Genomic DNA, 19,168 nt, shown 5'->3' with positions numbered 1-19,168 from the left:
GCTGCGAAAGAATACAGCCCCCGGCTCTCGCGACCCGGGGGCTTTTTGCTGACATCGTCGCAACCATGAACCCGACTCGCAGACACGTCCTGATGGCGGCCGGCCTCTTCGCCGCCAGTTCCGCCTTCGCCAACGAGCAACCGCGGGTCCTGCGGGAAACGAGCATGCGATCCTCATCCGTGAAGCCGCGTCACGTGCTCTGCTTCCTCGGCAAGGACGAGGGCCTGCTGCATCCTCCCGAAGCAGTGGCCAAGACGATCGCGGATTTCAACTTCGAGATCGACCGCACTTATTCGCAGGCCAAACCCGATCCGCACATGGAGCGCTCGTTCGGTGTGTGCTGGGACCGCGTCTTTCCCAAGGCGTGGTCCGAGGCCGACGAAATGGCCGTGCTCAACCACAAGGCCGTGCTCTACGTGCTGAGCCCGCCGATGGAGCAGCAGAAGACGGTGGCCTATTCAGCCGCCGCCTTGCGCATCGTCGAGGAGATGATCGAGGCCGGCGCCACCGCCGTAAAGGGCGAAAGTGCGGGCGTTGCCCACGGCCTCGCCCGATGGCGGCACCTGGCCCGGGAGTGCAAGGCGGCCGCGAACACGAACCAAGGCCTTGCCGTCACGGCAGCGATGAGCCGGACCTGCCGCCTCGCTTTCGCCAAGCGGCCGCTCGCCGGCGACACCTACAACGAAAGTGTCGGCTTCGGCCTCGTCGGGCTGCCCGATATCTATGTCGCGCGATCGCGCGGCAGCGACCGGAACGCGGCGAAGCTGATGGACGAGATTGCGGACGCCATGGCCGAGCGCGGCATCGAGGCGACGCTGCGCGACCGCAAGCTCGCGCTGTCGCGGGAGCAGGACTACGCCGAGGGCGACTTCAAGTTCAATCCGTATGGGATCGTCCGCATCGGAGCGTGAGGGCGCCGGGCAGCGTCCGGCGCCAACCGATCAGATCGCGGGTTTGTCGGCCCCCTGCAGCCGGGCGTGCAGATTGATCAGCCACATCGCCGTCGGCCTGAGGATGAAGAGGTCGGCGACGAGGGCCATCACCATCGAGAAGGCGCTGAGCCAGCCGAACAGCCGCAGCGACGGCAGGTCGGAGAACACGGTGACGACGAGGCCGCAGGCCAGCACCACCGTGGTCAGGATCAGCGCCGGTCCGACCAGCACGGTCGCCCGCTCCACCGCGAGCGCGGAGCCGACCCCCGGCCTGTTCTCCAGGCGCAGGCGGTTGAGGAAGTGGATGGTGGCGCTGAGGCCGAGGCCGAACGAGACCGTGAGCGCGACGACGCTGGCGAATTGCAGCCCCTCGCCCATCGCCCACAGCACCGTGCCCGACATCACCACCGGGAAGATGCCGGGCAGGATGCAGGCGAGCGTCACCACCCAGGAGCGGAACGCGAGACCGATGAAGATCGCGACCAGCGCAAACTCGATCGTGAGGCCGTGATTCAGCTTCTCGATCATGCTCGCCGAGTTGCGGGCCGCAATCGCAGCCAGGCCCGTCACCGCGATTTCGTAACCGGGATGCTTGTTGCGGACGGTGTTGAGCTCGCTGTCGAGCTTGTCGACGATCGGCAGCAGCTGGCTGGAATCCTTGTCCGGCACGCGGCCGGCCACCACGACGGCGTCCTGCTCGGCGTCGATGAAGCGCCGCACCAGATGCTCGGGGATGACGCTGACATATTCCTTCAGCGTGGCGACGTCGGCGTTGCCGGCCTTCTCCGTCAGCCAGCGGCGCAGCGTTTCCAGCGACCAGACGTTGCCGACCCCGGCGGATTTCTCGACCGTCGCGTGCACCTCGGCAATGGTCTGGAGCGTTTCCGGCGAATAGAGCGACTGCCCCTTCGGAAACACGATCAGCACGTTGACCGGATTGGCGCCGGTGAGCTTGGCGTCCAACCGATCGCTGGCGGCGACCGCCTGGCGCTTGTCCGGCACCTGGTCGGCGAGCCGGTAGCGCGGCTCCAGATTGGCGTAGATGACGCCGAGGCCGCCGACGAACAGCACGGCGATCAGGCTGAACAGGCCGGGCCGGCCGACCATGCGCACGGCGATCCAGTAGCAGAAATTGCGCAGCGCCTGGACGCCGGCATCCGCGCCCTGGAACTTGACCGCAAACACCTTCTCGTTGCGCACGAACAGCACGCCGAACACCGGCACCAGCGACAGCACCGCGACCAGCGCGATGATGGTGGCGGCGAGGCCCGCCTCGCCGAACTTGCGGATCAGATCGGAGTCGGAGAATTGCAGCGCAATGAAGGAGATGCCGGCTGTGCCGTGCGTCAGCACGCAGGCCGGGCCGACCACCAGCACGGCGTTCTTGAACGCGGTGAACTTGTCCTGGCCTGCGATCAGCCGGTCACGCGCGGCAAAGGTGAGCTGCATCGAGTCCGAGAAGCTGATGACCATGATGAGCGGCGTCATCACGTTCAGGAACATGTTGAGATTGAAATTGGCCCAGCCGAGCGCGCCGAGCGCCAGCAGGATCGCGATCATCGGCGGGAACGCGGCCGCGATCATGAACGAGACCTTGCGGAAGAAGATGATGGCGATGATGCAGCCGGCGAGAATGCCGAGGATGTTGTAGGTCAGCCCGTCGCGCTCGACCGCATTGCGAATCTCGAGCTGCATCACCGGCACGCCGGAGAGCTGCACGTTGAGCCCGGTGTCGCCGAGACTCTCCTTCATCAGCGCGCGGATATCGGCCACGGTCTTGGTCAGCTTGTTGGAGGCGACGACCTCCGGATCGAGCGACAGCACGACGAGCGCCAGCGTCCCGTCTTCCGACAACAGCTTGCCGCGGATGATCTCGTTGTTCTTGACCGTCTCGATGAACTTGTCGTAGTCGGCGCCTTCGGGCAGCTCGGCCGGGAACAGAGCCGCCGGCAGCTTGCCCGGTGCCGGCGCCTGCCGCGCCGAGAACAGAGAGACCAGCCCGCGCGTGCCGTCGACCAGCTGCAAGTCGGTGACGAAGTCGCGCAGCTTCTCCAAATTGTCGCGCGCCAGCAGGTTCTTGCCCTCGACCACGACAAGGACGTCGAATTCCTCGGCCGGGAACTTCTTCGTCACCTCTTCATACTGCTTGAATTCGCGGGTATCCGAGCGAAACAGCTGCGACAGCGAATCGTCGATCTTGATCCGGTGGATGCCGAACACGGCGCCGATGATCAGCGCGACCAGGACGATGCAGGAGACGATCGGCGCCCGGACGGCGATCAGTCCGAGCCGTTCCAGCCCGAAGGCGATCGAGGACGTAGGTCCCTGCTCGACCTTGTCGACATGAACCTCATTCTCGCTGTGCTTTTCGAGCATGCCTTGTCCAGTTCCTAAATCATCGGTCTTGAGAGCTTATTGCGCTCCGCGAGCGGCTTGAAAACGCCATACCAATGGGAGGCTTGCCCTTTGAAAATGCGCGGAAAATCGCCGCGAGGGGGTTTAGCAGGTCAATTGCCCCTCTCGCAAGCCAGCGAAGCGTGGGCGAATCGATCAAGATGCGGCGATTTCGGGCCCTTGCCGCGGGTCACCCGGGCGAGAATGTGCCAATTCGACGCGGCGCACGGTCCGCGCTCTCGTCCTTCAGCGCCACGCCGCTGACCTGCCGGGCCAGCCCCTCGCGGACCAGCCAGGCGATCTTGAAGGCGGCCTCGTCATAGCTGAGCCCGGCGTGGTGGATGTTGGACACGCAATTGCGCTCGGCATCGGTGCGGCCGGGCTTCGGCGCGAAGGTCAGATAGGCGCCGAGACTGTCCGGCGCCGACAGGCCGGGCCGTTCGCCGATCAACATCACGACCATGCGCGCGCCGAGAATGGCGCCGATCTCATCGCCGAGCGCAACGCGCGCGCCTGAGGCGACGACGACCTGGCTGACGACGACTTGGCCGACGGCGACGGCATCGCCTTCCGCGAGCAACGGCAGCAGACGGCTCACCAGGGTCGCCGCATGGGCATGGACCGCCGCCGCGGACAGTCCGTCGCCGATCACCAGCGCAAGCTGGCATGGCGCGGAAGCTGCTCGCTTCAAGTCCTCGACCGAGCCGGGCTCGAGCCGTCGCCCCAGATCCGGCCGCCGCAGATAATCCCCGCGGTCGGCCACCTGGCTCCTCGCCTCGGTGACGTCGAGGCCGAGGCCACGGAGATCGGCGCGCAGGCGCGGCGCATCGAAGGCGGCATGCACGGCATCGCGGGCGCGGGCATGGTCGAGCGTGAAATCGAGCAGCGCCCTGGTCGGCACGCTTGCACCGGTGCGGCCCAGCGCGACGCGCGCGGGCGTGAATGACCTGAGGTCAATGGCGGGGCGGGCCGGAACCGACGGGTCGCTCATTCGGCCGGAACGGCGGCCTCGCGCAGCCGGATCGAATAGTTCGAGGCGTTCTGTCTGCCGCTGGAGGCCGCGCGCGCAAAGGTGATGAGATGATGCGCGACCAGCGTGCATCCGATCAGGCCTTCGAGATCGCCGCGCATGATGCGTCCCAGCGCGAACTTCCAGAACACGCGCCTGTAGTCGCCGAGCACGCCGACCTTCCAGAAGATGTTACGCAGCATGACGAGGCCGCGACGGATGTTGGGCCAGGTCTTCATCTCGTCCGAGACCGGCACCTTGAGGCGCTGCGTGTAAACATGATCGCACTGATGCTGGTAGCGGGCGTAGACCTTGTCCGGCGCGTAAGCGACCGCCATGGCCTGCTTCCAGGACGCGACGACCTCGTCATAGGGTAGCAGGAAGTCGACGTTGGAATCGCGGCCGTCGTCGTGGATCAGGCGGCCCTCGCGCTCGAGCCGGTCCCACAGCGGCGTCTTCGGCAGCGCCTGCAGCAGGTTGATGGTGAGCAGCGGAATGCGCGATTCCTCGACGAAGGCGAGCAGCGCCTCCGACGTGTTCGGCTTGTCGGTGTCGAGCCCCATGATGATGCCGGACACGACCTCCATGCCGTAGGAGTTGATGGTGCGCACGCCCTCCAGGATCGGGACCATCATGTTATGGTCCTTCTGCATTGCCTTCAGCGCATCGGGATCCGGCGTCTCGATGCCGCAGAAGATGGTGACGAAATAGGCGTCGCGCATCTTCTCGAGGATCTCGGGCCGCTTGGCGATGTTGAGCGTCGCCTCGCAGGCGAGCCGGACCACGTAGCCGGTCCGCTTCTGCCATTCGACCAGATGCGGCAACAGGTCGAGCGCCGCCTTGCGGTTGCCGATGAAATTGTCGTCGACGAAATAGACCGTGTCGGTCATGCCGCATTCGCGCAGGCGGTCGAGCTCGGCGATGATCTGCTGCGGCGTCTTGATGCGCGGGTTGCGGCCGTAGAGGCCGGGGATGTCGCAGAACTCGCACTGATAGGGACAGCCGCTGGAATATTGGATGCTGCCGAGAAAATACTTCTTCACGTCGGCAAGCTCGTAGGCCGGGATCGGAAACTCCGTCATCGGCACGCGATCCTTGGTGGTCAGCACGACCTGGCTCTCGGGGCGAGAGGTGTCGCGCGACAGGATCTCGATCAGCTGGTTGGTGGCATCGCCGAGCTCGCCGACATGGAGATAATCGAACGAGGGATAATAATCCGGGCAGGCGCTGACGGAGGGGCCGCCAAGTGCGACCGGCAGGTCGAATTCATGCGCGCGGCGGCAGATGTCGTTCATCTGCTGGCGCTGGATGTGCATGCCGCTGACGAAGACCGCCTCGGCCCATTCGAACTCCTCCCTGGTCGTGCGGCGGAGATTCTCGTCAACGAATCTGACCTGCCACTCTTTCGGAAGGTAGGCGGAGATCAGCAGCAGTCCCTGCGGCGGCATGAAGGCGCGGACGCCGTCGGTCAGGGGATAGGAATGCTCGAACGTACCGAAGGACGAGGTGTAGCGCGGAAATACACAGAGGATCCGCCGGGACGTTCCGTTACTTTCAGCTCGCATCTAAGCTCCCCCGCCACGACCTGGTTGCGGAAATTGCCAGCCAGACACATAGCGTAATGCTGCAGCCGGAATTTCTCAATATTGTGGCATAAGCATAATTCCTGGGAGCGCCGATGGTTTCCTGACGCGGCAAGTTTGGCGTTTGCGCCGCCTTACGCGATCAGGCGCGAGGCAAAATCGGGCAGCAGGCCCGCATCGCCGGCAATCCGGAAATCGGCGCCCGTGATGCCCGACCGCGCCAGCCAATCGTCGAATTCCGGCGCGCGGCGCAGACCGAAGACGTCACGGACATAGAGCGCGTCGTGAAAAGACGTCGACTGGTAGTTCAGCATGACGTCGTCGGCGCCGGGAACGCCCATGATGAAGGTGACGCCGGCAGCCGCGAGCAGCGTCAGCAAATTGTCCATGTCGTCCTGGTCCGCCTCGGCGTGGTTGGTGTAGCAGATGTCGACCCCGAGCGGCAGACCGAGCAGCTTGCCGCAGAAATGATCCTCCAGCCCAGCGCGGATGATCTCTTTGCCGTCATAGAGATATTCCGGGCCGATGAAGCCGACCACGCTGTTGACCAGGAGCGGGGCAAAGGCGCGGGCGACCGCATAGGCGCGTGCCTCACAGGTCTGCTGGTCGACGCCATGATGGGCGCCCGCCGACAGCGCCGAGCCCTGGCCGGTCTCGAAGTACATCACGTTCTGACCGACGGTGCCGCGCCGCAGCGACAGGCCGGCCTGCTGCGCCTCCTTCAGCAGCGCGAGGTCGACGCCGAAGCTGCGGTTGGCGGCCTCGGTGCCGGCGACCGACTGGAAGATGAGATCGACCGGCACGCCCTGCCCGATCAGCGACAGCGTCGTCGTGACGTGGGTCAGCACGCAGCCCTGCGTCGGAATCGCCAGCCGCGTGATGATCTCGTCGAGCAGGCGCAGCAATCGCGCGATCATTGCCGGATCGTCGCTGGCGGGATTGATGCCGATGCAGGCATCGCCCGCGCCGAGCAGGATGCCGTCGAGGATAGAGGCGGTGATGCCCCGGGCATCGTCGAACGGGTGGTTGGGCTGCAGCCGCGTGCTCATCCGGCCCTTCAGGCCGATGGTGTTGCGGAAGGCGGTAGTGACCTCGCATTTCCGCGCCGCCAGGATCAGATCCTGGTTACGCATCAGCTTCGACACCGCGGCCGCCATCTCCGGCGTGATGCCGCCCGCCAGCCTGCGCAGGGCCTCGGGCGTTGTGGCATCCGACAGCAGCCAGTCGCGGAAGGCCCCAACCGTCAGGGATGCCACCGGCGCAAACGCCGTCGCGTCGTGGCTGTCGATGACGAGGCGGGTGACCTCGTCGGCCTCATAGGGGATGACCGCCTCCTGCAGGAATCGGGCGAGCGGGACGTCGGCTAGCGCCATCCGGGCCGCGATCATCTGCTCGGCGCTGTCGGCGGCGATCCCGGCCAGCCGGTCGCCGGAGCGCGGCGGGGTCGCCTTGGCCAGGAGATCGCGCAGGTCCGGGAACGTGTGGGTCGTGGCGTCGATGGTGTGGCGGTAGACCAAGGCCCTCTCCGGGGTTCGTCGGCCACTGGCCGAGTCCAGCACGATCCGGAGACTATATCTTCGGATCAAGACACTGAAATATCTTAGCTTTCCTTCGACCAATGGCCAACAGCGCCGACCGACGTGTTAACGCGGCATCCATCTTCATCCTGCATAGTTTTGCATCAATTCTGCACGCCCTCGTTCACCGGCCGTTTCAGGCCATTCCGGGCCCCCTGAGTACCATGACATCAGACCGATCTGGGAATGCCGCCAAGCTGGCGGGCCGTTTCACGCTTGCCACCAAGCTCTACGCGATCTTCGCGCTGTTCGCGCTGCTCACGGCGGCGATCGCCGTGCTGTCCGACTACAACAGCCGCCGCAGCGCCGAGCTGACCAACGCGATCGAGACGGCGAACGCCGCCGCGCTGAACGTCGAGCGGGTCAACTCGCTGGTCTATGCGGTCGTGATGGAATCGCGCGGCGTCTACATGTCGACCGAGCCCGCCGTGGTGAAGAAATACGGCGACGGCCTGCTCAAGTTCAACGCGCAGATCCTGGACGTCGTGAAGCGCTGGGAGACCATCGTTAGGGACGACGATGCCGAGCAGTTCGCCACCTTCAAGAAGCGCATCGAGCAATTCGTCGAGTTCCGCAAGGAGCTGGTGCGGCGCGGCGTCGAGATCAATGCGGCCGCGGGGCGCGAATGGGGCGACAACGACGCCAACCGCGCCGTGCGCTCGGCGCTGAACAAGGATCTCGAGGCGCTGTCCAAGGTCTATGCCGAGCGCGCCAGGCAGATCGCGCAGCAGACCGAGGCAAACCACGGATTGTCCTTGGTGCTGACCTGCCTCGGCGGCGTGGCGCTGGCCCTGGTCGTGATCGGCATCGTCATCATCGCCCGCTCGATCGCCCGGCCGCTCGCCGCGATCACCGCGACGATCAAGCAGGTCGCCGATGGCACCGAGGACGTCGTGGTGCCGCACTCCGACCGTGCCGACGAGATCGGCGCGCTCGCCCGCGCGATCCAGGTCTTTCAGGAAGCCATGCGCCGCAACCGCAACCTCGCCTCGCAGGTCTCGCAGGACTCCGCCGCCCGCGAGGAGCGCGCCCGCCACATCGAACGCTCCTTCGAGCAGTTTCGCGAGGCGATCGGCGCGATCATGCGCGGCCTCAGCGACAACGCCTCCGTCATGCGCCAGACCGCGCAGACCATCACCCGCGTCACCGCGGATGCGAACAGCCGCGCCGGCACGGCGGCCAACGCCACCGCGCAGGCCGCCCACAACGTCACGGCAGTGGCGGGCGCGGCCGAGGAGCTGTCCGCCTCGGTGGTGGAGATCGGCCGCCAGGTGCGGCAGAGCGCCGGCGCGGTCGAGCAGACCGGCCAGCGCACCGAGAAGTCGATCTCCGAGATCGAGAGCCTTGCCGCGGCCACGCAGCGCATCGACGGCGTGCTCAATCTGATCCAGGCCATCGCCGAGCAGACCAACCTGCTGGCGCTCAACGCCACCATCGAGGCCGCGCGCGCCGGCGATGCCGGCCGCGGCTTTGCCGTGGTCGCCCATGAAGTGAAGGCGCTCGCGGGCCAGACCGCCAAGGCCACCGCCGAGATCAGCGAGAACGTCGCGATGATCCAGTCCTCGACCCGCAACGCGGTCGACGCCGTCCGCGAGATCGGCGGCGCGGTGCGCGAGATCAACGAGGTCACCTCGGCGATCGCCGGCGCCGTCGGTCAGCAGGACGCCGCCACGCGCGAGATCTCGTCCAACGCGCAGAGCGCCGCGCAAGGCAACGCGACGCTGGTCGCCAACATCACCTCGCTGCGCGACGCCATCGGCGAGACCGATACGGCCGCCGCCTCGGTGCTGAGTGCGGCGGGCAGCGTGGCCGAAACCGCGGACACGCTGTCGCGCGAGGTGGAGAAATTCTTCCAGAACCTGCGCGCGGGGTCGGAAGACGGGCGGATCGCCAAGGCGGGGTGACCGCGCAATCGGACCACAGCGCTGGCTTGAGCAATTCGCCGGCATGAAATCGGCATTCACCCTGGGACGGTTTGTGTTGACCCAGGTCAATGCCGCGCTTGCGCGTTCCGGTCTGATGGCACCATCATGGAACTCGCGATCAAATTGCTCATCGGCGGCACGGGCAGCCTCGCTTCCTATTTGGCGGCGCATGTCCTGCTGTGCTTGTTGCCGGCCTTCTTCATCGCCGGGGCAATGGTGGCGCTGATCCCCAAGGCCAGCATTACGCGCTGGCTGGGACGCAACACGCCGGCCTATGTATCCTACCCGGCGGCTGCCGCAGCCGGCTCCGTGCTGGCCGTGTGCTCCTGCACCATCGTGCCGTTGTTTGCAGGCATCTATCGGAAAGGCGCGGGCATCGGACCGGCAATCGCTTTCCTGTTCTTTGCGCCTGCAGGCAACATCATGGCGTTGACCTACACTGGTAGCATACTGGGACTGGAGTTTGCCGTCGCCCGGGTGGTGATGTGCCTGTTGTTCGGCATTGGAATCGGCCTGCTGATGGCACTGCTGTTCTGGCGCGACGATGTCGGCCATGACGCCCAGACCGACGCCCTGTTCGCCGAGCAGGCTGCCGTTTCCCCGGCGGCACTGGGCGTGCTGTTGTCGCTTGTCGCGGTGTTGATTGCCGGCACCATCAAATTGTGGCCGTTCACGGCCACGATGGCGACCGTTCATCTGCCCCTGCCATGGGCCGAGGCCTGGCAGACCTTGCTGTTTCAATGGATGCCATTCGACGTTGGCAAAGGCGAGGAAGGTGTCGGCTTTCACGGGTCCGTTCTGATTGTCTTGCTGTTGCTCATTGCCGCGACCGTGTGGAAAGGGATGGAGAACATCATCGAAGGCGCCAATCTCTGGACCTGGCTGGCACTTGGCCTCTCCGCCACCACCTTGCTGGTGGCCGCCGCGCGCCTGACGCCCGAGCCGGGCGGACTGGAGGTGGGACTGACGGGACGCGTGCTGGCGGTTGCCCTCAGCATGTGGGCGGTGTGGCACTTCGCGCGCAAGCTGGCTGCCGATGATTGGCGGTCGTGGCTGTGGGAGTCCTGGCGCTTCGTGAAGCAGATCTTTGCGCTGCTCCTGGTGGGCGTGTTCCTGGTCGGCATGGTGCGTCAGGTCATTCAGCCGGAATGGATCGAGAGCCTTGCCGGCAGCAACACCCTGCTCGCCAATGCGCTGGGGGTGGGCTTTGGCGTCTTCATGTACTTTCCAACTCTGGTGGAAGTGCCGGTGGCACGCATGTTCCTCGATCTCGGTATGCACCGCGGTCCGCTGCTGGCTTACCTGATGGCCGACCCCGAATTGAGTCTTCAAAGCATGTTGATGGTGGCGGTCGTGATCGGCCGCGCCAAGACCGCCGCCTATGTGGGAGCCGTGGCGTTGTTCAGCATCACCGCAGGCCTGATCTACGGCGCGTGGGTCGACGGCATGGGTTGGGCACCACTGGCTCTCACGCTGACGTTCATCGTGGCTGCAATAGGCGGCTCGCTGGTCTGGCTACGGCAGCGCCAGCGCGCGGCCGCTCCCGCGTAGCACGTTCACACGATGGAAGGAGAAGACGAGCATGATAATTGTCAAGATCCTCGGCCCTGGCTGCGCCAACTGCAAGAAACTCGAAGCTGTCGCGCGCGAAGCCGCCAGCCGCGCCAACATTCCAGCCGAATTCGTCAAGGTCACCGAAATGAAGGACATCATGGCCTATGACGTGTTGTCCACGCCGGGTCTTGTGGTCAATGAAAAGCTGGTCAGCAGCGGACGCATTCCGACCGTCGCCGAAGTCCAGAAGTTATTGGCGGTTTAAGAGAAGGCCCTAACGTTATCGCGGCTCGTGCCCGCGGTCGGGATGGCGGTCGTCGCACTCCACCTGAGATCGGTGTGAGCCAAAATCAATTTCGCCCGAATTGAACTGTCGGGACGGCAACGGGTACGAGAGATCGTCACGACTGCATCGAAGGCGCCGGCCATGGAGCCAACGCCCTACCCCATCACCCCGCCGCGCCGGATCAGCTCCTTCCCCAGCGCAGCCAGATGCACCTGGTCCGGCCCGTCGCCGATGCGGATGAAGCGGGCGTAGACGTAGGCGCGGGCGAGGAAGGTGTCCTGCGAGACGCCGGCGGCGCCGTGGATTTGGATGGCGCGGTCGATGACGCGGGCGGCCATGCCGGGCACCACGATCTTCGCCGCGGCGATCAGGTCGCGCGCGGCCTTCTTGCCCTCCCGGTCCATCTTGTCGGCGGCCTGCAGCGTCAACAGCCGGGCCTGCGCGATCTCGCAGAAGGAATGCGCGATGTCCTCGCGCACCGATCCCTGCTCGGCCAGCGGCTTGCTGAAGGCGACCCGCGACACCGCGCGCCGGCACATCAGTTCGAGCGCGCGCTGGGCGCAGCCGATCAGCCGCATGCAATGATGGATCCGGCCGGGACCGAGCCGCCCCTGCGCGATCTCGAAGCCTCGGCCTTCACCGAGCAGGATGTTCTCGGCCGGCACGCGGACGTTCTCGTAGACGATCTCGGGGTGGCCGGCCGGGGCGTCGTCATAGCCGTAGGTCAGCATGTCGCGGACGATGCGCACGCCGGGCGTGTTCCTGGGCACCAGGATCATGGATTGCTGGCGGTGGCGGTCGGGATCATCGGGCGCGGTCTTGCCCATCACGATCAGGATCTCGCAATCCTCGTTCATCGCGCCCGAGGTGAACCACTTCCGCCCGTTGATGACGTAATCGTTGCCGTCGCGCGTGATGGCGCACTGGATGTTGGTGGCGTCGCTGGAGGCGACCTGCGGCTCGGTCATCGAGAAGCCGGAACGGATGCGCCCTTCCAGCAGCGGCTTCAGCCAGCGCTCCTGCTGCGCCCTGGTGCCGTAATTGGCCAGCACCTCCATGTTGCCGACGTCCGGCGCCGAGCAGTTGAAGACCTCCGGCGCCCAGAGGATGCGGCCCATGATCTCCTTCACCGGCGCGTAGTCGAGATTGGAAAGACCCGGTCCGTGCTCGCCGGAGAGAAACAGGTTCCAGAGCCCCTGCTCGCGCGCCAACTTCTTCAGGTCCTGCAGCACAGGCGGCGTCTTGTAGCGCGCCGCTTCCGGCTTCACCTGCTCGTAATAGAGCTCCTCCACCGGCTCGACATGCGTCCGCATGAATTGGCGGACGCGCTCCTGAAGCTCCAGCGAACGGGCGGTGTGTTGAAAGTCCATGGTGGTCTCCTGTTCGCAAAGATGGAGCGCGCGCCTCGCCCTTCGAGACGACCGCTCCGCGGTCTCCTCAGGGTCGGGCTAAGCAGTCAGTATCATAGGGTGGGCAAAGCGAAGCGTGCCCACGCATTGTTTGCGACCGAGAGAGGTGGTGGGCACGGCGCAAGGGCGCCTTTGCCCACCCTACGATTCCTGCCTCGCGGAGAGATACCCCTCACGTCCCCTTCAGCAATTCGCTTGCGACCACCCAGTCGTTGCCGTCGAATTGCAGCATGTAGCCGTCCTTGATCGGGCGGAAATCCTGCGGCGTGGTGTTCAGGGTGATGCCGGGCAGCAGCAGCGACAGCGGCACGTTCTTCAGGTTCGCGGCCTGCGCCATGATGTTCTCGCGCGTCAGATTGTCCTTGCACTGCTTCAGCAGCACCACCAGGGCCTCGGCAACGGTGTAGCCATAGAGGCCGGCGACGTTGTTGACATCGGCATTGGGCAGGCGCTTCTTCATGAAGTCGATATAGGCCGTCATCGCCGGGTCGTTCTTCGGCGTCTCGACGAACGGCTTCAGCGCGCCGAGCGAGAGCACGCCCTTGCCGGCTTCGAGGCCGGCCGGCACCATGACGGTGGCCTTGTTGGCGCAGCCGCTCGCGATGAAGCGCGTCGGCTGCCAGCCGACCTCATGCGCCTTGCGGATCGCCTGCGCGCAGGCGCGCGGCGTCACCGAATAGATCAGGAAGACGTCGGCTTTCGTGTTCGCCAGCGTCAGCACCTGGGAATCGACCGTGGGGTCGGCGACCTCGAAGCTCGAGGCCATCGCGATCGCCTTGTCGGCCTCGGTGCCGAGCGCCTCCTTGACGCCGCGCAAATATTCCTTGCCGGCGTCGTCGTTCTGATAGAGCACCGCAAATCGCGCATTCGGGTTCTTGGCGCGGGCATAGGCGACGTCGATCGCGGCCTCGCTGGTGTAGTTCGGCGCCCAGGGCAGCGCCATCGACCACGGCATGTTGGCGGGATCGTTCCACTTCGAGGCCGAGCTGATCAGGAACAGCTGCGGCACCTTGTTGCTGTTGAGGTACTTCGCGATCGCCGAGCTCGGCGCCGTGCCCATGGTGGCGAAGATGAAGGCAACGCCGTCGCCTTCGACGAGGCGCCGCGCCGCCTCCATGGTCTTGGGCGGCGAGAACGCGTCGTCCAGCGAGATCAGGTTGAGCTTGCGGCCGTTGACGCCGCCTTTCTCGTTGACCTCGTCGAAATAGGCCGCGATCACCTTGCCCGTGATGCTGAGCGGCGAAGCCGGCCCGCTATAGGGCATGGTGTTGCCGATCTTGATCTCGGTGTCGCTGACGCCGGGACCGTAGGATTTCTGCGCGGAGACAGGCGTCGACAGGCAGGCGGCAGCCAGAGCTGCGGCCAGGACCAAAGCGGCTTTCATGGCTTCTCCCCGATGATTATCGCCGCGGCGTCATGCGTGAAGGCGCGGCGCGCTGCTTTTTTGTCAGCGCGTCAGCTCAGCGGAGTTCCGCGAAGTGGTCTTGCGTCGAGTTGCTGATGGGCTGGCACCCAGCGCGCAGGAGCTAGCGGCGCTGCTTCAAGCTGAGACCAAGGCTGACCCAGCCCGCACCCGCCATGATCAGGTCGATGCCGAGAAACAGGCCGAGGATGTAGACGCTGTTCACCGGCCAGCGCGCCAGGATCAAAAGCCCGAGCAGCAGCGTGACGACGGCCGACAGCGCCACCCAGACCCACGGGCTCTCGCGCTTCATGCTGAAAGCGAGAAACAGTCTGACTGCGCCGGAGGCCAGCAGCGAAGCGCCGAGAAAGAGAGTGAGCAGCACGGCGGCAAAGAGCGGGTTCTCGAAGGTGAGGAATCCGGCAACGATGTAGAGCGCGCCGAGCAAGGCCCAGATCAGGAACTTGCCCCAGCTTTTCATCTGGAATGCGCCGATCACCTCGGTCACGCCGGCAACGACCATCATCGCGCCGACCACGATCACGCTCGCCACCGTTGCCATCATCATGCTGCCGAGCGCGACGAAGCCGGCGATGAGGTAAACGACGCCGAGGGCAACGATCCAGCCCCATTTGGCACGTAGCGCCGAGATACCCGAGCCCAGACCGGAAGGGTGAGGCGCATCTGAAACACTTGTCATGGGCGACTCCTGCATGCGAAGCCCGCGGGCACACGCCAAGATAGCACGCACCGCACCGGGACGCAGCCAGCAGATCAGCCATTAACCGCCGCAACGTTGACGCAAATCAAGATCGGGCGCGCCGCTTCAGCCGTGCGAGCGCTCCATCTCCAATTCGGCCTTGAGATTGTCGAGATCGCGATAAATTGAAGCGACCGCCAGCACGCGGCCGCCCTTACGGTACTTCAACAGGCAGTCCTTTTCGGAGATGCTGCCGTCGATCGCGATGTCGTCGAAGTTCTCGGCGTGACCGACATAGTTGATCGGGACATCGTAGTGCTGGCTCCAGAAGAACGGCACGGCGTCGAAGCGCTCGCGCCTGCCGAGCATGTTGCGCGCCGCCGTCTGCCCCTGCCGCTCCGCCACCACCCAGTGCTCGACGCGGATAGTCTGCCGCGAATGCGGATCGGGCCAGCGGGCGATGTCGCCGGCCGCGAAAATGCCGAATGCGCTGGTCTCCAGATATTCGCTCACGCTGACGCCACGATCGGCCGCCAGCCCCGCCTGCTCGGCGAGCGCCAGGCGCGGCTTGACGCCGATGCCGACCACGACGAGGTCAGCCTCGATGACGGCGCCGCTCTTCAACGTGGCGCGCATGCCGTCGAGCCTCTCCACCCTATCCTTCAAGTGGAAGATGACGCCGTTCTCCTCATGCAGGGACCGGACGAAGTCGCCCATCTCGGCGCCGAGCACTTTCTGCATCGGCCGCTCGTCCGGCGCGACGACGTGCACCTCGATCTTGCGGGCTCGCAAGGAAGCCGCGACTTCCAGCCCGATGAAGCTCGCGCCGATCACCAGCGCGCGCTTGGCACTCCCAGCAGCCTTGATGATGGCGCGGCTGTCGGCGACCGAACGCAAGGTGTGAACGTGCGGCTGGTCCGCGCCCGGAATCTGCAGCTTGACCGGCTCGGCGCCGGTCGCGAGCAGCAGTCGGTCGAATGGCAGCTTGTCGCCATTTCCGAGCGTGACGCTGCGCGTCTTCGCATCGATGGTGGCGACATCGGTGTTGAGCCTGAGATCGATGCCGGCGTCCTGGTAATAGTCCTTACCGCGCAACGGCAACCAATCCTCCGGCGCGTTGCCCGCGAGGTAATCCTTGGAGAGGTTGGGCCGGTCGACCGGCATCGCTTCGTCATTGCTCAGCATGGTGATGGCGCCGGCAAAGCCCTCGCGCCGGAGCGTCTCGGCAGCGGAAAAGCCGGCGGCGCCGCCGCCGACGATGACGAACTTCTCCGGCGGCGGGACGTTGCGATGTGCGGCCGGCGGCGTCAGTGCCTCGCGCTTGCGCCGAACGAGGATGCTGTCCCGATCGCGCGCGACCTCCCAGATCGCCAATGCATTCAACGCCGGTGGGCGGGTGGCTTCGCCCGTGCGCAGGGAGAAGCAGGCATGATGCCAGGGACAACGGATGGTATCGCCCACCACCAGGCCCTCGGCGAGCGGACCGTGATAGTGGCTGCAGGCCGGCTCGATCGCGAAGATCTCGCTGCCCGCCTGCACCAGCAGGACGTCCTCCTCCCCGACGTGACCGAGCAATTTGCCGTCCTTGAACGCGCTCAGCGATACGCCCTTGCTCAGATCGGGTCCGCTCGGCTTGTTGTCCTCGGTCATGGCGAGGCCTCCTTCTTGCGCGCGCGGATCAATCGTCCGAATTGGCGAGGCCCAGCAGCTCCTGGCGCGTCAGCGCATTGTCGCGGAACACGCCCAGCATGCGGCTGGTGACGAGATCAGTCCCGGGCTTGTGCGCACCGCGCGTGGTCATGCAATGATGCGTCGCCTTGATGATGACGCCGACGCCTTCGGGCTTGAGCACGTCGTTGATGGTGTTGGCGATCTGCGCCGTCATCTTCTCCTGGATCTGCAGCCGTTTGGCGTAGACATCGACCACGCGCGCGAGCTTGGAGATGCCGACGACGCGCCCTTGCGGAATATAGGCCACCCAGGCGCGGCCGACGATCGGCGCCATGTGGTGCTCGCAATGGCTCTCGAAGCGAACGCCGCGCAGCACGATCATCTCGTCATAGCCCTCGATCTCCTCGAAGGTCTTTTGCAGGATCTCGGTCGGGTCCTGCGCGTATCCGGAAAAATACTCCTCGAAGGCGCGGGCGACCCGGTCCGGCGTGTCGCGCAGGCCGTCGCGCCCGGGATCATCGCCGGCCCAGCGGATCATGGTCCGGACCGCCTGCTCGACCTCCGCCCGGTCGGGCCGTTCGACCGGCGCCTGCGCAACCGCGACACGTTCCAACTTACGCACGTGCGACTTCATCGAGATCCTCCCCTGCAAAGAGCCCGCATCCAGAAGCGGCCCCAAAGCTTGGACGGTTGCGATCGGAAAAGGTTCCCGCAGACCAGGGAAATTTGGGGGAGTGGAAGTCGGTAGGTCCAGCGCCTGAACTCCTAAACCCTCATGGTGAGGAGCGCCGAAGACGCGTCTCGAACCATGCAGGCCCGGCTGCGGGGCCTTTCATCCTTCGATACCCGCTGCGCGGGCCCTCAGGATGAGGAGCTAGACTGCCGATGCCGCAGCCGCCGCCTTCCGCACGTCGATCACGGCCTGCGCCCATTCGGCCGGCCGCTCCTGCGGCAGATTATGACCGGCATCGGTGAAGACACGCCGCTCGAAGAAGCCCTCGAACTTGCGCGCGTGATGGGCGGTGCCGGGATTGACGCCGTCGCTGTCGCCGTCGATCGCAATGGTCGGGACGCGGATCTGCGGCTGGCTGGCGAGCCGCGCCTCGATCTCCGCATAAGCGGGGTCGCCCGCGACCAGCGCGTAGCGGTGGCGGTAGGAGTGGATCACGACATCGACGAAATCGGGGTTGTCGAAAGCCACCGCGCTTCGCTCGAACGTTGCGTCGTCGAACGCCCATTTCGGCGACCACATCGCCCAGAGCTGGCGCGCGAAGCCGCGCCGGTTGCGCTCCAGCGCGCGGCGGCCGCGCTCGTTGTGGAACAGATATTGATACCAGAGCGCCGCCTCCTCCGGCGGCGAGGCCGGCTCCATGGCGCGGGCGATGTTCTGGACGTTGTAGGAATTGCCGGAGACGAGGCCGATCACGCGCTCCGGATGGAGCGCTGCGACCACGCAGGCCGCGCGCCCGCCCCAATCATAGCCGCCGACCACCGCGCGCTGGATCTTGAGCGCGTCCATGAAGGCCAGGAGATCGGCGCCGAGTGCCGCCTGTTCGCCGGAGCGCAAGGTCGAGGCGCTGCGAAAGCGCGTCGGCCCGTAGCCGCGCACCCAGGGCACCAGCACGCGCGCACCGGCCTCGGCGATAGCAGGCGCGGTCTCGGCATAGGCGTTCACGTCGTAGGGAAAGCCGTGGCCCATGATGCAGGGCCAGCCGTCCGGCGCGCCGTATTCGCGATAGGCGATGTCGAGGACATCAGTGGTGATAGTCTTTTGTTGCATGGTTCTTGCTCACGGAGCTGGGACCCTTAGAACCAGCCTATTTCTGCGGCCCGGACAGCGAGATGTCGCGCTCGGCGCGGAACACATTGCTGTAGAGATTGGCGATCCATTGCCGGCCGATCTCGGTCTTGTTGAGGTAGCCGATCTCGGTTTGGATGTGCGGTGCGACGCTGTTCCAATAAAACTGCGGATAGCGGTTCACGATATCGGCCGGCGAATCGTAGCCGAGCTGGCGATTCATGCCGACCTCTTCGAATTCGTAGTAGAGCGCATTGGCCTTGCGCAGATAATTGGGATCGCCGAGCTGGCCGATGAAGTCGGCGGCGCGCAGGATCGAGGCCTCGTCGTCATAGTCCTGGCCCTGGCGGGCCGGGAAGCGCGTGCCCTCGATGGCGCGGGCGATGCGCTCCGGATCCAGGCCGGGAATATGACGCAACCGCCGCGTCACATACAGTTTCGACCGGTCGACATGATACATCATCAGGCTCGCGTCCGATGCACCGCGCGGCAACGAGATCTTGGTATCGGCGGCGTCGATGACGAAGCCGTCGGCGTCGTCCTCCTCGAACAGCCCGCGGACATAACCGATGTCGTGGGCGAGGCAGGCGATCAGGACATGGACGTAGTCCGCGGCCGACAGATGCGTATGGAGACTCCGGCCACTGAGGATGGAATGGCCGGCCAGCGTCACCAGCATGGTATGCTCGATATTATGATAGAGCGCATCGCTGTTGCCGATGCATTCCATCGCGGTGCGGGTCGCGCTCTCGACGATGCTTGCAGAGGTCTCGTCGTACCGGCGACGCATGAACGTACCGAGCAACTTCTCGAGAGATTCGGCCGCCAGTCTCGGTAAGGTTATCATGGATGCAGCCCCGTCCGCCGCTGGTGTCCCACGCTCTCTCCCGACGTCTCTGTGTTGTTCTCGACGCAGCACCAGCATAGC

Annotated in this window: 15 protein-coding genes; 4 read left to right on the top strand and 11 right to left on the bottom strand. The window is 65.4% G+C overall.

Annotated elements, in window-relative coordinates; all coding sequences use genetic code 11:
• Positions 1–65 precede the first annotated feature (65 nt).
• On the top strand, positions 66–911 hold the full coding sequence (locus tag DCM79_RS28835) for a hypothetical protein (RefSeq protein WP_257177458.1): 846 nt from the start codon (positions 66–68) through the stop codon (positions 909–911).
• A 30-nt stretch (positions 912–941) separates the two neighbouring features.
• Here the strand turns inward: DCM79_RS28835 and DCM79_RS28830 are convergent, their stop codons facing one another.
• The 4 genes from DCM79_RS28830 to DCM79_RS28815 all read right to left on the bottom strand — a co-directional run bounded on the left by DCM79_RS28830 (position 942) and on the right by DCM79_RS28815 (position 7,435).
• On the bottom strand, positions 942–3,308 hold the full coding sequence (locus DCM79_RS28830; protein WP_257177457.1) for an RND family transporter: 2,367 nt from the start codon (positions 3,306–3,308) through the stop codon (positions 942–944).
• 208 nt (positions 3,309–3,516) lie between these two features.
• On the bottom strand, positions 3,517–4,317 hold the full coding sequence (gene eutC, locus DCM79_RS28825; protein ID WP_257177456.1) for an ethanolamine ammonia-lyase subunit EutC: 801 nt from the start codon (positions 4,315–4,317) through the stop codon (positions 3,517–3,519).
• Positions 4,314–5,900: a B12-binding domain-containing radical SAM protein gene (locus DCM79_RS28820; protein ID WP_257177455.1), complete on the bottom strand. Its 1,587-nt coding sequence runs from the start codon at positions 5,898–5,900 to the stop codon at positions 4,314–4,316. Before DCM79_RS28820 ends, eutC begins: the two co-directional genes overlap by 4 nt.
• A gap of 152 nt (positions 5,901–6,052) precedes the next feature.
• Positions 6,053–7,435 carry an ethanolamine ammonia-lyase subunit EutB gene (locus tag DCM79_RS28815; RefSeq protein ID WP_257177454.1) on the bottom strand — a complete coding sequence of 461 codons (1,383 nt, stop codon included), beginning with the start codon at positions 7,433–7,435 and terminating at the stop codon, positions 6,053–6,055.
• 224 nt (positions 7,436–7,659) lie between these two features.
• Between DCM79_RS28815 and DCM79_RS28810 the strand changes: the two genes are divergently transcribed.
• The 3 genes from DCM79_RS28810 to DCM79_RS28800 all read left to right on the top strand — a co-directional run bounded on the left by DCM79_RS28810 (position 7,660) and on the right by DCM79_RS28800 (position 11,239).
• A complete protein-coding gene (locus DCM79_RS28810; protein ID WP_257177453.1) occupies positions 7,660–9,399 on the top strand; it encodes a methyl-accepting chemotaxis protein in 1,740 nt (579 codons plus the stop codon).
• A gap of 126 nt (positions 9,400–9,525) precedes the next feature.
• Positions 9,526–10,971 (top strand): permease, encoded by a 1,446-nt coding sequence (locus DCM79_RS28805; RefSeq protein WP_257177452.1) that lies wholly within the window; start codon positions 9,526–9,528, stop codon positions 10,969–10,971.
• A 31-nt stretch (positions 10,972–11,002) separates the two neighbouring features.
• A complete protein-coding gene (locus DCM79_RS28800) occupies positions 11,003–11,239 on the top strand; it encodes a thioredoxin family protein (RefSeq protein ID WP_257177451.1) in 237 nt (78 codons plus the stop codon).
• A gap of 176 nt (positions 11,240–11,415) precedes the next feature.
• Here the strand turns inward: DCM79_RS28800 and DCM79_RS28795 are convergent, their stop codons facing one another.
• The 7 genes from DCM79_RS28795 to DCM79_RS28765 all read right to left on the bottom strand — a co-directional run bounded on the left by DCM79_RS28795 (position 11,416) and on the right by DCM79_RS28765 (position 19,087).
• Positions 11,416–12,630 (bottom strand): acyl-CoA dehydrogenase family protein, encoded by a 1,215-nt coding sequence (locus DCM79_RS28795; protein ID WP_257177450.1) that lies wholly within the window; start codon positions 12,628–12,630, stop codon positions 11,416–11,418.
• Positions 12,631–12,841: 211 nt separating this feature from the next.
• Positions 12,842–14,053, bottom strand: a complete 1,212-nt coding sequence (locus DCM79_RS28790) for an ABC transporter substrate-binding protein (protein ID WP_257177449.1) — start codon at positions 14,051–14,053, stop codon at positions 12,842–12,844.
• Positions 14,054–14,195: 142 nt separating this feature from the next.
• Positions 14,196–14,771 carry an HdeD family acid-resistance protein gene (locus tag DCM79_RS28785; protein ID WP_257177448.1) on the bottom strand — a complete coding sequence of 192 codons (576 nt, stop codon included), beginning with the start codon at positions 14,769–14,771 and terminating at the stop codon, positions 14,196–14,198.
• Positions 14,772–14,897: 126 nt separating this feature from the next.
• Complete coding sequence (locus DCM79_RS28780; RefSeq protein ID WP_257177447.1) at positions 14,898–16,421, bottom strand: FAD-dependent oxidoreductase; 1,524 nt, start codon at positions 16,419–16,421, stop codon at positions 14,898–14,900.
• A gap of 28 nt (positions 16,422–16,449) precedes the next feature.
• The gene (gene folE / locus DCM79_RS28775; RefSeq protein ID WP_257177446.1) at positions 16,450–17,076 is read right to left on the bottom strand and encodes a GTP cyclohydrolase I FolE; all 627 of its coding nucleotides are present in this window, start codon (positions 17,074–17,076) and stop codon (positions 16,450–16,452) included.
• A 240-nt stretch (positions 17,077–17,316) separates the two neighbouring features.
• Entirely contained in the window at positions 17,317–18,222 is a 906-nt protein-coding gene (locus DCM79_RS28770; protein WP_257177445.1) for an alpha/beta fold hydrolase, read from the bottom strand.
• A 37-nt stretch (positions 18,223–18,259) separates the two neighbouring features.
• Positions 18,260–19,087, bottom strand: a complete 828-nt coding sequence (locus DCM79_RS28765) for a metal-dependent phosphohydrolase (RefSeq protein WP_028135309.1) — start codon at positions 19,085–19,087, stop codon at positions 18,260–18,262.
• Positions 19,088–19,168 lie beyond the last annotated feature (81 nt).

This window comes from Bradyrhizobium sp. WBOS07 (assembly GCF_024585165.1).
Taxonomy (GTDB): domain Bacteria; phylum Pseudomonadota; class Alphaproteobacteria; order Rhizobiales; family Xanthobacteraceae; genus Bradyrhizobium; species Bradyrhizobium japonicum_B.
The sequence above is the reverse complement of the archived record's forward strand: the minus strand, read 5'-3'. Positions and strand labels throughout refer to the sequence as shown.